The sequence below is a fragment of the Methylomonas sp. 2BW1-5-20 genome, from assembly GCF_052474515.1.
Genome location: NZ_CP184127.1, coordinates 4605351 through 4617575 on the forward strand (window position 1 = coordinate 4605351; position 12225 = coordinate 4617575).

General features: G+C 54.1%; 12 protein-coding genes. 3 read left to right on the forward strand and 9 right to left on the reverse strand.

What is annotated here, in order from left to right; translation table 11 throughout:
- The first annotated feature begins 1 nt into the window (after nucleotide 1).
- The gene (locus tag ACH50O_RS21210) at nucleotides 2-586 is read left to right on the forward strand and encodes a PEP-CTERM sorting domain-containing protein (RefSeq protein WP_446809741.1); all 585 of its coding nucleotides are present in this window, start codon (nucleotides 2-4) and stop codon (nucleotides 584-586) included.
- A 381-nt stretch (nucleotides 587-967) separates the two neighbouring features.
- Here the strand turns inward: ACH50O_RS21210 and ACH50O_RS21215 are convergent, their stop codons facing one another.
- The 6 genes from ACH50O_RS21215 to ACH50O_RS21240 form a co-directional block, all read right to left on the reverse strand.
- Nucleotides 968-1180 carry a DUF6447 family protein gene (locus ACH50O_RS21215; RefSeq protein ID WP_446809742.1) on the reverse strand — a complete coding sequence of 71 codons (213 nt, stop codon included), beginning with the start codon at nucleotides 1178-1180 and terminating at the stop codon, nucleotides 968-970.
- A gap of 195 nt (nucleotides 1181-1375) precedes the next feature.
- Nucleotides 1376-1747 (reverse strand): hypothetical protein, encoded by a 372-nt coding sequence (locus tag ACH50O_RS21220; RefSeq protein WP_446809743.1) that lies wholly within the window; start codon nucleotides 1745-1747, stop codon nucleotides 1376-1378.
- 37 nt (nucleotides 1748-1784) lie between these two features.
- Nucleotides 1785-4961 carry a CusA/CzcA family heavy metal efflux RND transporter gene (locus tag ACH50O_RS21225; RefSeq protein WP_446809744.1) on the reverse strand — a complete coding sequence of 1059 codons (3177 nt, stop codon included), beginning with the start codon at nucleotides 4959-4961 and terminating at the stop codon, nucleotides 1785-1787.
- A gap of 35 nt (nucleotides 4962-4996) precedes the next feature.
- Nucleotides 4997-6484, reverse strand: a complete 1488-nt coding sequence (locus tag ACH50O_RS21230) for an efflux RND transporter periplasmic adaptor subunit (RefSeq protein WP_446809745.1) — start codon at nucleotides 6482-6484, stop codon at nucleotides 4997-4999.
- Entirely contained in the window at nucleotides 6481-7824 is a 1344-nt protein-coding gene (locus ACH50O_RS21235) for a TolC family protein (protein ID WP_446809746.1), read from the reverse strand. The genes ACH50O_RS21230 and ACH50O_RS21235 overlap by 4 nt, the downstream gene beginning before the upstream one ends.
- 88 nt (nucleotides 7825-7912) lie before the next feature.
- The gene (locus ACH50O_RS21240) at nucleotides 7913-8335 is read right to left on the reverse strand and encodes a hypothetical protein (RefSeq protein ID WP_446809747.1); all 423 of its coding nucleotides are present in this window, start codon (nucleotides 8333-8335) and stop codon (nucleotides 7913-7915) included.
- A 561-nt stretch (nucleotides 8336-8896) separates the two neighbouring features.
- On the opposite strand from ACH50O_RS21240, the gene ACH50O_RS21245 reads away from it, so the two are divergent.
- Nucleotides 8897-9262 (forward strand): histidine kinase dimerization/phospho-acceptor domain-containing protein, encoded by a 366-nt coding sequence (locus tag ACH50O_RS21245; protein WP_446809748.1) that lies wholly within the window; start codon nucleotides 8897-8899, stop codon nucleotides 9260-9262.
- 33 nt (nucleotides 9263-9295) lie between these two features.
- Nucleotides 9296-9703 carry a sensor histidine kinase gene (locus ACH50O_RS21250; RefSeq protein WP_446809749.1) on the forward strand — a complete coding sequence of 136 codons (408 nt, stop codon included), beginning with the start codon at nucleotides 9296-9298 and terminating at the stop codon, nucleotides 9701-9703.
- A 22-nt stretch (nucleotides 9704-9725) separates the two neighbouring features.
- Here the strand turns inward: ACH50O_RS21250 and ACH50O_RS21255 are convergent, their stop codons facing one another.
- Genes ACH50O_RS21255 through modA form a run of 3 tightly spaced genes read right to left on the reverse strand, consistent with a single transcriptional unit; the run spans nucleotide 9726 to nucleotide 12205 of the window.
- Nucleotides 9726-10898, reverse strand: coding sequence for a molybdenum ABC transporter ATP-binding protein (locus ACH50O_RS21255; RefSeq protein ID WP_446809750.1), 1173 nt, complete (start codon nucleotides 10896-10898; stop codon nucleotides 9726-9728).
- A gap of 57 nt (nucleotides 10899-10955) precedes the next feature.
- Nucleotides 10956-11384 (reverse strand): TOBE domain-containing protein, encoded by a 429-nt coding sequence (locus ACH50O_RS21260; RefSeq protein ID WP_446809751.1) that lies wholly within the window; start codon nucleotides 11382-11384, stop codon nucleotides 10956-10958.
- 50 nt (nucleotides 11385-11434) lie between these two features.
- Nucleotides 11435-12205, reverse strand: a complete 771-nt coding sequence (modA, locus tag ACH50O_RS21265) for a molybdate ABC transporter substrate-binding protein (protein WP_446809752.1) — start codon at nucleotides 12203-12205, stop codon at nucleotides 11435-11437.
- Nucleotides 12206-12225 lie beyond the last annotated feature (20 nt).

Sequence of the window (12225 nt, forward strand, 5' to 3'; positions counted from 1 at the left end):
TATGAAGACTTTCAAACCTAATCGCCTAATCCTATTGTTGGTTATGTCGTTTGCCTTGTTCGCAAACGCTCACGCCGACTCCGTCGTGCTCAGCGCCGGTTACGACGCCAGCGCGCCAAACTCCTATTTTAAGATCGACAACAACACCGCCTTTAATCTGACCGACATTCAGTTCAGCGCAACGACTGCTGTCTCCGATCCGCTGGCAATCGGCTACGGCTGGCACAATCAATGGTTGGTAGCCGATGTGCTTGCCGGCACGTTCGGGGTATTTGATTTCAATCAAGCGCAAGGTGCATTCAAAGCCAATTTCGCGAGCTATGCCAATAGCATCGTGCCAACCGACATCAGCTATGCGTTGGACGCGGTGTTAAACAATCAAGCCATTCACCTGGCTTTCAACGGCGCCTTCGACGGTCCGTTTTTCTTGGGCCTGGATGGCTTTGGTAATGCCACCGGGCAGAACGATTTCGGCCAACTTGCTTCGATAAACGTCGCGGCGGTACCCGTGCCTGCGTCCATTTACCTTTTCGTCAGTAGTTTGATGGGCTTTGTGGTGAGTCGTAAAAGAAAGTACCAAAACTAAACCGGTTTTTGCGGGATAAACAAACGTTAACAATAGACACGGATGTCGACCTTAATTTTGTACTATTGATTTGATGACACTCGGCCTGCCGTCTGTGTTTAAGGCTTTGTTTTTTCCAGCGTGCCCGGAATCTTGGGAAAAAACGCCAAGGGCTAAAAGTATTTGCAGCCATGCGTTAGCCTTTCGGCCGGAAGGCATTCGCAGTCCCATGCTCCGGTCAGATTAGTGCCGCGATACGTCAAACGGCAATTCTCCAAGCCTGCCCAACATGCTTCCTTGACTGCGGCGCCTTGAAACAGCCCCTGAAAAAATTATTCGGTCCCGGTCGGGGCATTTGAATGCGCGGAAAGACCAATGCCGCCTAAAGTCAAAACCCGCCCGCTAACCGAGTTTGGCGAATTCAGTCTGCAAGGTCGCGAGAAAACTCTCCCTAGCCACTTGCGCAATACCGAGTTGCTGCTGCAAACGTTGGATTTCGGCATCTACGATTTGCAAATTGGTGATTTGCGCTTTGGCGATATCGCTCAGGCTGTCGATAGGATGGGTTTTGTCGCCTATGGTTAATGTCGGAACGGTGGCGGTTTCGTTGGTCATGGTAAATTCTCCTGGTAAATGGTCTCTTCATCGGCAAGAGACAACAAAATCGGGCAAAGGTGGGATTTTATCGTTAATTTGTTACCGTTTATTTGCAAAATTGAGCGCAAGGAAAAATAAGGTTTCGGTTGAGATTCCAACACAAGGCATTAGGCATGATCAAATCCGAGAAATAGTTGCGGTTGGTGAACAGGGTTATTCATGATGTTTCAAATGCTTTTCCGCTTCACCCAGTGAACTGCCGGCTTCGGCAGGATTGCCCAGCGACGCCGCTGATTTGGCCTGATTGATATTCTGAAATATTTTGTCGGCGTGCTCGCGCCTGACTTGCTCGGCTTTATCCGCGGGATTGGTGTGTAATGGATGTTCCGCCTCATGGATGATTTCATATTGTTTGGCTTTTTGAATATGCTCGGAAGCGCCGCTTAGATCGCCGGACGACACTTTGTCGGACGCGTCTTTCAAGTGTTGTTCCGCTTGTTTGATATTGGGGTTTTCGGCAAACGTCGGTTGCAATCCGATTGTTGCCAACAGGATAAAAAGGTAGGCGTTGCTTGTTTTTTTCATCGTCATTTTTCTCATAGTGAATAGTTAACTTCTGAATTCAGGAATGATGCGGTGTTTCGGCGTCGGGGTTTTTCAGCGGATTCAACAGCAGATCTTTTTGGTGGGCCAACCAATACAACACCGGTAACACCAGTAAAGTCAGCATGGTCGACGACAAAATGCCGCCAATCACCACAGTCGCCAATGGACGCTGCACCTCGGCGCCGGTGCCGGTCGCCAGAGCCATTGGGACGAAGCCAAAGGATGCGACCAACGCGGTCATCAGCACCGGACGCAATCTTGTCAGCGCGCCCTCATATATGGCGTTATCTAAAGTAAGGCCCTCTTCGCGCAAGTTGCGAATGAAAGCTATCATCACCAAGCCGTTCAACACCGCCACACCGGACAAGGCGATAAAGCCGACCGCGGCCGAAATCGACAGCGGAATGTCGCGTAGCCACAAAGAGACCAGGCCGCCGGTCAATGCAAACGGGATGCCGCTGAACACTAACAAGCCGTCCTTGAAATTGCCGAACATCATGAACAGCAAGGTAAACACCAACAATAGTGCTACCGGCACCACGATTTCCAACCGCCGGGTGGCGGACTGCAATTGCTCGAACTGGCCGCCCCAACTGGTCCAATAACCCACCGGAATTTTCACTTGCTGCAGTTTTTGCTGAGCCTCGGCGACAAACGAACCCAAATCGCGGCCGCGCACGTTGGCGCTAACCACGATGCGCCGCTTACCGTTTTCGCGGCTGACTTGATTCGGACCGGGCGCCAGTTCTAAGCTAGCCACTTCCGCCAACGGAATGTAAGAGGCTTTGTCGTTGCCGCCCAGCGTGCGCGGCAAGGAAATCGGCAAACGCTTGATGGCTTCCAGATCGCTGCGCAAGGTTTCCGGCAGACGCACGATAATGTCGAAACGACGATCGCCCTGGAACAACGCGCCAGCTTCCTTGCCGCCAATCGCGGTGGCAACGGCGTCTTGCACGTCGCCGATGTTTAGACCGTAGCGCGAGGTCTTGTCTCTATCGATATTGACCGTCAACATCGGCAATCCGGCGGTTTGTTCCACTTTGACTTCCGAAGCGCCGGGGATTTTCTCCACCACTTCGGCGATTTCGGTACCGGTGGTATTGAGAATATCCATCTCATCGCCGAACACCTTGATTGCCACATCGCTGCGCACCCCGGAAATCAATTCGTTAAAGCGCAATTGAATCGGTTGCGAGAATTCGTAGATATTGCCGGGTAACTGATTGGCGGCGTGTTGCACTGCTGCCAATAGCTGTTCTCGGGTTTTTTTCGGCTCGGGCCATTGCTCCTGGGGTTTAAGCATGATGTAACCATCCGAGATATTCGGTGGCATCGGGTCGGAGGCTATCTCGGCGGTACCGGTGCGGGCAAACACCCGTTCAATCTCCGGAAACTGTTGTTTCAGAGCCGATTCGATCTGCTGTTGCATCGCCACCGACTGCGTCAAACTAGCGCCGGGCACCCGCATGGCCTGAATCGCAAAGTCGCCTTCGTTCAGACTGGGGACAAACTCGCTACCCATCTGGGTCAATAACAGGCCGGACAGGACTATCGCGATCAACGCAAACGTCACCACCACCGGTTTGTTAGCCATCATCTGCCTAAGTACCGGCGCATAAGCGCGCTTGGCCGCTTGCATCAACACGTTTTCCTTTTCATCGACTTTTTGCCCGATAAACGAGGCTACCGCCGCCGGGATGAAAGTGACCGACAACAGCATGGCACCGGCCAGGGCAATCACCACGGTAAAGGCCATCGGATGGAACATCTTGCCTTCTACCCCGGTTAAGGCAAAGATCGGCAGGTACACCACCATGATGATTAACTGGCCAAACAATAGGGCGCGACGGGCTTCCTGAGAAGCGGCAAAGACTTCAGCGAAACGCTCTTTGCGAGTCAGCGATCGGCCGTGATGGATTTGCGCATGCGCCAAACGCCGCACGCAGTTTTCGACGATCACCACCGCACCGTCGATAATCACCCCAAAATCCAGCGCACCAAGACTCATCAGATTGGCGCTAACTTGATAGGTGACCATGCCGGTAAAGGTAAACAGCATCGCCAGCGGTATTACCATCGCCGTGATCACCGCCGCGCGAATATTGCCGAGGAACAGGAACAAGATGATGATCACCAGGATGGCGCCTTCGGTGAGATTCTTCTTCACGGTATTGATCGCCTTATCCACCAGTACCGTGCGGTCGTAAACCGTTACCGCTTTGATCCCTTCGGGCAGCGTACGGTTAATCTCGCGCATTTTCTGATCGACCGCTTGCGACACGCTGCGGCTGTTTTCACCGATCAACATGAACACCGTACCCAACACCACCTCGCGACCATTTTCGGTGGCGGCACCGGTGCGCAGTTCGCGGCCGATATCCACCTCACCGATGTCGCGGATTCGAATCGGCACACCTTGCACGTTGCCGAGAATAATATTGCGGATATCCTCTTCCGAATGCACCTGACCGGGCGCGCGAATCAAATATTGTTCGCCATGCTTTTCGATGTAGCCGGCACCGACATTGCTGTTGTTTTTCTCCAAGGCGGTGACCACATCGTCCAACGTCAAACCGTAAGACGCCAGTTTTTCCGGGTTCGGAGCCACCTGATATTGCTTGGCATAGCCGCCTATGGAATTGATTTCGGTCACGCCGGTGACATTGCGCAATTGCGGTTTGATGATCCAGTCCTGAATTTCCCGTAAGTCAGTCGGCGTATAGCTTGAGCCATCCGGCTTTTTTGCGCCGTCTTCGGCTTCCACGGTCCATAAGTAAATCTCGCCCAGACCAGTAGAGATCGGACCCATCGCCGGCGTGACGCCAACCGGCAATTTATCTTTGGCTTCCTGGATACGCTGGTTGACCAATTGCCGGGCAAAATACACGTCGGTGCCGTCCTTGAAAATCACCGTGACTTGCGACAAACCGTAACGCGATAAGGAACGGGTCTGCTCCAGATTCGGCAAACCGGACATCACGGTTTCTATCGGGTAGGTAATGCGCTGCTCGATTTCCAGCGGCGAATAGCCCGCCGCCGAGGTATTGATTTGTACTTGGACATTGGTGATGTCCGGCACCGCATCGATAGGCAGCACTTGATAATTGAACAAACCGGCCGCGGCAATCGCGATCACAGCCAGCATCACCAGCCAGCGTTGTGCTATGGCCATCCGAATAATGCGTTCAAACATGAGGGCGATCTCCCAACTGAGCGACTCGTTGCAGATCAATGCTCATGAGAAGCCCCCGCTTTGCCTTGTTCGGATTTCAGCACATAACTGCCGTTGACGGCATATTGCGTTCCAGCCTCCAGGCCTTTGACGATTTCGGTGGCTTGATTGTCGGATAAGCCAATTTCCACCGGCTGCGCCAAAAAGCCGCCGGGAACGCGCATAAATACCACGGGTTGATCTTTGATGGTCTGTATGGCATTCGACGCCACAGCCACTGCCGCGTCGGTTTGTTTGCTGACTAGTTCGACATTAATGAACAAGCCCGGCCGCCAGGCCAATTGCGGGTTAGCCAGCGTGACGCGGGCTTTGGCGGTGCGAGTCTGTTCGCCGATCAAGGCGCCGACATAGGACACCGTGCCGGTGGCCACCGAATCCATCGCGGTGGCTCTAATGGTGACCGGTTCGCCGACGCGTACTACACTCAAGTCCTTGGCCGACACCACGATTTCCGCCCATACCGAGGACAAATCGGTAATGGTGAAGATGCTGCTGTCTTCCTTGACCGCTTCGCCCAATGCGATGTGTTTTTCAACCACCATACCGTCGAACGGCGCATGAATTTCGTAGCGGCTCAGCGCATTGGCTGCTTTGGATTGGCCGGACTGAGCACCCAATGCCAACAGTTTTTGCTGGGCATTGTGCAGCGCAATTTCCGCCTCGCTTAATACCTGGCGAGCTTGCAGATAATCTTGTTCGGCGGATATTTTGGATTCCCAAAGATGCTTTTCTCGCTCGTAGGTGGATCTGGCCAACTCCAGGCGTTTTTGCGCCGACAATAACTCGCTGCGTTGTTCCGACAGACTGGCGCTGGCTAACACGGCTAATAGCTGGCCTTTTCTGACTTGCTGCCCCAAATTAGCCTGAATTTCCTCGACGATGCCCGGCACGCGCGGCACCACATGCGAGGTTCTGTCTTCGTTAAAACGCACTTCCCCAGGCAAAGTTACAAAGGTCTTGATTTTTGCGGGCTGGGCGGCACGCAGTTCGATGCCGGTATCGGCGATTTGTTGCTCGCTGAGTTCGATTTTGCCTTCGGCTTTACTCAGCTCGAACTGCTTATCGCCTTCAGCGGTTTTCAGATTGATCCGTGCCTCGAACACATGCGGCTCTGCGATGGTTTGCCGGCTGACCAGAAAATCGCCGTTTACCTCGAAATCTATAGCCTCTGGCTCACCTGTCGGTCTAGTTAGGGTGACGGTGATTTGGCCGGCTTGCGGTTTGACCGGTTTGTCATGTTGGTATTGATAAATCCGGAAGTGCGGTTCGCCACCCTCTTCGGATAGGCGCACTTCGATGCCGTCGTTCCCACCGGCAAACATCTGGCCGTGATGCGGGCCGTTATTGGCGTCGGCCCCTTCGTGATGAGCTTCGCTGCCTTCTTCCTCGCCAACGGAGGGCGGCTCCATGCGTAAGATTAACGCCGCCAATATCAATGCCGCGGCAAGCATAGCTAAAATGATTTTGAGTTGTTTTGTGGTCATTGGGCTGCCTCGGTTTGGCTATGCAAGTTGCCGCCGATCAAACGTTCGACGTCGGCCAGCGCTTTGTGATATTCGGCTTCCGCGGAAAGATGTTGGCTTTGGGTGCTGAACAAAGTGCGTTGTGCATCCAGTACATCCAGAAAACCGAACTTGCCCAGGCGATAGCCTTCGCTGGCAGCCTGATAGGCACTCTCCGCGTTTGGCAGAATGTCCTGATGCAGCGCGTTGACCTCTGCATAGGCGGCGTCAAGCCGTTGGTAGGCAGTATTAAGTGCGGTCCGGATACGTACTTCGGCATTTCGTCTCTCGTCTTCCGCTTTGGCTAGGCGATGTTGCGCTTCGCCGATCCGGCCTTGGTTACGATCGAACACCGGTAGCGGCATCGAGAAACCGACAGTCAATGCGTAGTCTTGCGGCATCAGGTACTTGCTGGCACCCACTGTCGCGGTGAGATCCGGAATGACTTTGGATTCTTCGACTTCGATCAAAGCTTGGCGTTGGGTGATCTCGGTGGTCCAACGCGCTAAATCGGGGTTGTCCGCCAAACGTTGCAACAGCGTCTCCAAACCGGGTGGCGGTTGCAAGGTTTCCAAACTGCCGGCGACCGTGTCAAAACGTGGAGCAGTGCTGCCCCAAAACGCCGCCAATTGTTTTTTCGCGGCGTTCAATTGTCGTCGCGTGCGCTGTAACTCGATTTGGGCAGAGGCTAGTGCAATCTTGGCTTTGCTTTCTTCGACCGGCGACACTTTACCGGCTTGCACGCGCGCGGAGGTACTGCTGAAGGTTTGCTGGGCTAAGGTCTGCATTTGTTCGATTAACACTAGGCGTTGCTGCGTGGTGAGGACCTCGATAAAGGCTTGCGACACCTGAGTCAATACGTCGGCGCGTTTGGCTTCGTAATCCCAGGCCGCCAACTGTTTGCTTAAGTCGGCGGCACTGATTCTGGCGGCACGCTTGCCACCCAATTCGATCAGTTGACTAAGTTGCAGCGTCACCACATCGCCGTCGTAGCTCTTGATCACCTGATTGCCGAAATTGGCGGCGTTGGCGCCAAATACCGGATTGGGCAACAGACCGGCTTGTAAGGCCGCCGCTTCCTGAGCCCGGATTTCCGTGGAATAGGCCGATAGCTCCGGGCTTTTCAATAAAGCTGAAGCCAGAGCTTGGGTCAAAGACAAGGAGCCGGCGGGTTCCGCGGATTGATTGCCGGCCGGGCTTGCCTGCGGCGTTATTGTCGAGGATGAATAGGTTGTATCGTCCGCCGCTATGACGCGGCTTGCCGACGACATCAGCAAAACGAGTGCGACGCTGCTTATCAGAATTGTTTGATAAGAGAACATGAAGCTTCTCCATAAATGCACGTATTAAGACCAAAAGGCGGCACGAGCGTGCATCCATTTTGGCGGTTGGCGATTTACAAGGAAGTTCTTAAATCAGGAGAACGGTACAGCGTAAGGCGAGTTGGCCGGAATCGATAAAGCGGTTTAGAGGGCGCCCGGAGAGACGGCCGACTTGGGATGGTCGCGGCGGAATCAGGAGAAACAGCCCCGCGATCCAAAGTAGGGCTGGCTGCGGGATTTTAAACAAATCGTTGGAAGGCCCGGTGTTGCAAATGGGATCGTTGTCGGGTACAGCAATATCCGTGCAATCCGAAGTCTTAGATGAAGGCTGTGAAGCTTCATACGCATTGTGATGATGTCCCGACAACTCCATCGCCACATGACCGTCAATCCCAAAACACCAGACATATCTGGCAAGCACGCTCTGACCCAATCCATATTGGCATAACACCGTGAGAATCAAGGCAAGCGACAAGCGGATATGAAGGCGGCGTGGAATAATCATGAGCATGAATAATAGCCTACTATTCCCGTCGGTCAATCAGGCTCGATGGGAAATGTGAAGCCAAGCGGCTGGCCAATTGAACAGGACGAGTTTCAACGACGACAAAGACTAAAGTGCCTGCAAGCGTGACTTTCAGCCACTCATCCAGCGATAAACCGGTCGAACCGATCAGCTTTGCAGTGGTGCGGCGATGGCGATCAGCACGTAGCGGTTGCCGAATAAACCTTCCGATGAATGCCGCCGTTAGGCGCGTAACCGACGCCGCTGATTTCGAAGCGATGTTCGGCAGTAATCAAACACCGTATGCCGGCAAATGCCGGATGATGGCATGTTCGGATGTGATGCCATGCCAATCGGAATTTTGCCGGTTTGGATATGAGTTGTCGGATATGGGGTCTCCTGATATTACCGGTATTAACGGACTAGAAGTTCTAGGGGCACCGGCCATGCACCGGCTTTGGCGATCGGCCGTCCCGGCTCGGCCTCGTTACCCCGACTTCGAACGGGCTAGGCCGCCTGAGGACAATTTCTGTTTATCGGGTGCGATAATGCCGTCAAGTTAGTCCCTTGAACGATCTCTCCAAACTGATAGCTCAACGTTCGGCTAAAGATCTCAATCCGATTTCGGATGCCGGCGTGCCGCTGGAAGTGCGTTCGCTTACCCACACCATCAACGCGCAGCTTCAGCGGCTTGGTTCGACCCTAAATACGCAACAGCGGTTTATCGAAAACGCGGCACATCAACTGCGTACGCCGTTAGCCGGTTTAAAAGTGCAGGTGGAGCGGGCGCTCGCGGCCGAGAATTTGGAAACAATGAAACCGGCTTTGGCCCACATTAAAAGCTCCGCCGATCGAGTCGCCCATCTTAGTACGCAATTACTGGTCTTGGCGCGCTCGGAATCGATATCGAGTAGCACTCAGGTGTTTCCGTAGATAGATTTGGTCGTAGTTGCCAGAGAGTGCTGTATGGCATGGGTGCCCAAAGTATTGGAACGCGACATGGAAATCGAATTTGAGGCTCCGCCTAATCCCGTGCTTGTCACGGGCGATGAAACCTTGCTCAGGGAATTGCTCTGCAATCTATCGGACAATGCGATTTTTTACGGCGATTCGGCGGGGTATATCGGCGTGAAAGTCGAGCTTGGCCTTGAGCCAAAACTGATCGTCGAAGATGAGGGGCCGGGTATTCTGGCAAGCGAAGTGGACAAGATTTTTGAGCGTTTTTACCGAATTCCGGGCTGTTTAGGCGACGGTTGCGGATTTGGGTTGGTAATCGTCAGGGAGATCGCTGATTTACACGCCGCCCGGATCACTGTCGGCCAAGGCGAACAGGGGAAGGGTGTGCGCTTCGACATTGCATTCGGTCGTCAGTAAAACCTGGCATGCCGAATCGCTATCAATCCGTCAACGCTGGCGCTACCGCGTAGTTATTGCTCAAAAAATAGTAGCCGTCGCCGTGGCTGACGATGCGTTGATAAGGCAGGGCGTCCAGTTCGGCCAGATAAACGATGGCGTGGGTTTTGATCAGGCAATACACCGCGTCGCCTTCCCGCAAGGCCATGCTCTGACAGGCGCCCGGTGTAATCTCCACCAACAAAGTACCGCCGCAATCGACCTGCACGATCAGGCTTTCGCCGTTGGGTATGATGGCGCAGATTCGGCCCTTGAGTTGGTTCTGAATCGAGATGCCGTCGATATAGGCCCGCGACAGCGCAATATCGTTGGCGCGGATTGAGACCTGGGTTTGACTGCCAGCAGTAAATTGCGGGCGAAGCGGTAGAGCCAGCGGCAGGCCGAAACTGTCGGCCAGACTACAGCCGGCTTGGTAATCGTGATCGCGAATACTGACCGGCAGGATGTTGTCGATCTGGCGGATGCCCAGATAACGCAGAATGCCTAGTTGTTTAGCCACGTCGCGCAGTGAGCCGCTGCGCAGCACTTGTCCCTGTTCCAACACGATCAATTGATCGGTGAGTTCCAAAATCTCGCCCAGTGATTGGCTGGCGTACAGCACCGGCAGGCCGAATTCGTCTTGCAGACGTTTCAAAATCGGTAGCAATTGCGAGCGATAGCTTTGGCCGATAGCGGCGAAGGTTTCATCCAACAGCAAGAGTTTCGGCGATTTCAGTAAGGAGTGCGCCAGTGCCACCCGCTGGCGTTCGCCAACCGAGAGCCGTTCGATGGGTTGATCAAGGTTGGGGCCTAATTCCAGCAAATTGATCAGATAATCCGGTTTGAACAAGCGGCGTTGCTTGAGGGTGCGGTAATAGGTGCCGTTCAAATTGTCGCGCACGGTCTCCATCGCACCCGCGCAGTCGCTTTGCAATACCGCGCCGATGGGCCGTTGCTCGCGCGGCATCACGATGCCCTTGCGGCTGTCGAATAGGATTTTACCATCCAGCAGAATATGGCCGCTTTGCGGCTGGAGGGTGCCGGCGATCAAACCCAACAGCGTGCTTTTACCGGCGCCGGACTGGCCGAATACACCCACGCTGAAGTCGCCTACCGATAATTGCGTGGTGAGGTCGAAATGACCGCGCCGCAGTTTGACATTCATTTCCAGTAACATGACCACCTCCAGCACTTGCCGCCGACCCGGCCGCGGCCGGGCCGAATCTCAATGTTATTAGCCTTTTACGCCGAGAATCACCGCGCCGGCCTTGAATACTGCCGTGGCGGTTTGGCCCTTGCGCAATCCCAGGGTTTGCACGCTATCGTTGGTGACGGTAGCCGCTACTTTATCGCCGCCGGGCAGCGCAATATCCACTTCGGTATTGACTGCGCCGGGTTTGATTGCCGTGATAGTGCCTTCCAATTGGTTGCGCGCCGAAATCCGGTAGTCGCCGAAATCGGTGACGACAATGACTTGCGGGGCTTTGACCAGTGCGATGACTTTTTTGCCGGTTTCGATTCCCAAGGTTTCGATGGAGTCCTTGGTAATCGATGCGACTATGGTTTCGCCGCCTTTCAAACCGACATGCACTTCGGCATTGACGGCGCCGAGGATGACTTCGTTGACGGTACCGTCAAATTGGTTACGGGCGCTTGCTTTCATGGCAATTCCTCTTGGAATATTGGGGAGTCCGTTGCATAACGGTTTGAAAATTAATTAGCAGCGGGTAAGGCGTAACCATACTTTTCGATGATCGCCATCGCTGGCGGCGATTTCAGGAATTCCAGCAAAGCTTGCGCCGCCGGATTTTCGGCGCCGGTTTTCAGCAACACCGCATCTTGCAGAATCGGGCTATGCAGATTTTCCGGGACTATCCAGCCGGAACCCGAACCGATTTTGCCGTTGTCTATTACCTGCGACAGCGCGACAAAGCCCAGTTCGGCGTTGCCGGTGCTAATGAATTGATGGGTTTGGGCGATGTTCTCGCCTTGCACGAACAAGGGTTGCAGCTTTTCCAACAGTCCCTGTTTTTGTAAGACTTCTACTGCAGCCGCGCCGTAGGGAGCCAGTTTAGGATCGGCCAAGGCCAAATGCTTGAAGTCGCCCTTGTGCAGAATTTGACCTTGTTGGTCCACATAGCCGGGACTATTGGACCACAGCACCAATTTGCCGATGGCATAGGTAAAGCGGCTGCCGGCCACGGTTAGGCCGGATTGCTCCAGTTTCAACGGGCTTTTGTCGTCGGCCGACAGAAACACCTCAAACGGTGCACCGTTCTCGAACTGGGCGACGAATTTGCCGGATGAGCCGAACGACAGCTTCGCGCTATGGCCGCTGGCTTTTTCGAATGCTTCGGCGATTTCGGTCATCGGTTTGGTAAAGTTGGCGGCGACCGCCACCAGCGTGGTTTCGGCTTGCGCGGCTGCGCCCGAGGCCAGCAAAATCAAGGTCGCCAGGATTCGATTAAAAGTGAAGAAAGACATGGTATATCTCCTTTAAACGG

Bases quoted from the DNA above. Each gene is read 5' to 3' on its own strand.
- ACH50O_RS21215 (WP_446809742.1), bottom strand. From the start codon at position 1,180: ATGACCAACGAAACCGCCACCGTTCCGACATTAACCATAGGCGACAAA.
- modA (WP_446809752.1), bottom strand. From the start codon at position 12,205: ATGTCTTTCTTCACTTTTAATCGAATCCTGGCGACCTTGATTTTGCTG.
- ACH50O_RS21220 (WP_446809743.1), bottom strand. From the start codon at position 1,747: ATGAAAAAAACAAGCAACGCCTACCTTTTTATCCTGTTGGCAACAATC.
- ACH50O_RS21255 (WP_446809750.1), bottom strand. From the start codon at position 10,898: ATGTTACTGGAAATGAATGTCAAACTGCGGCGCGGTCATTTCGACCTC.
- ACH50O_RS21230 (WP_446809745.1), bottom strand. From the start codon at position 6,484: ATGACCACAAAACAACTCAAAATCATTTTAGCTATGCTTGCCGCGGCA.
- ACH50O_RS21225 (WP_446809744.1), bottom strand. From the start codon at position 4,961: ATGTTTGAACGCATTATTCGGATGGCCATAGCACAACGCTGGCTGGTG.
- ACH50O_RS21250 (WP_446809749.1), top strand. From the start codon at position 9,296: ATGGCATGGGTGCCCAAAGTATTGGAACGCGACATGGAAATCGAATTT.
- ACH50O_RS21235 (WP_446809746.1), bottom strand. From the start codon at position 7,824: ATGTTCTCTTATCAAACAATTCTGATAAGCAGCGTCGCACTCGTTTTG.
- ACH50O_RS21240 (WP_446809747.1), bottom strand. From the start codon at position 8,335: ATGCTCATGATTATTCCACGCCGCCTTCATATCCGCTTGTCGCTTGCC.
- ACH50O_RS21210 (WP_446809741.1), top strand. From the start codon at position 2: ATGAAGACTTTCAAACCTAATCGCCTAATCCTATTGTTGGTTATGTCG.
- ACH50O_RS21260 (WP_446809751.1), bottom strand. From the start codon at position 11,384: ATGAAAGCAAGCGCCCGTAACCAATTTGACGGTACCGTCAACGAAGTC.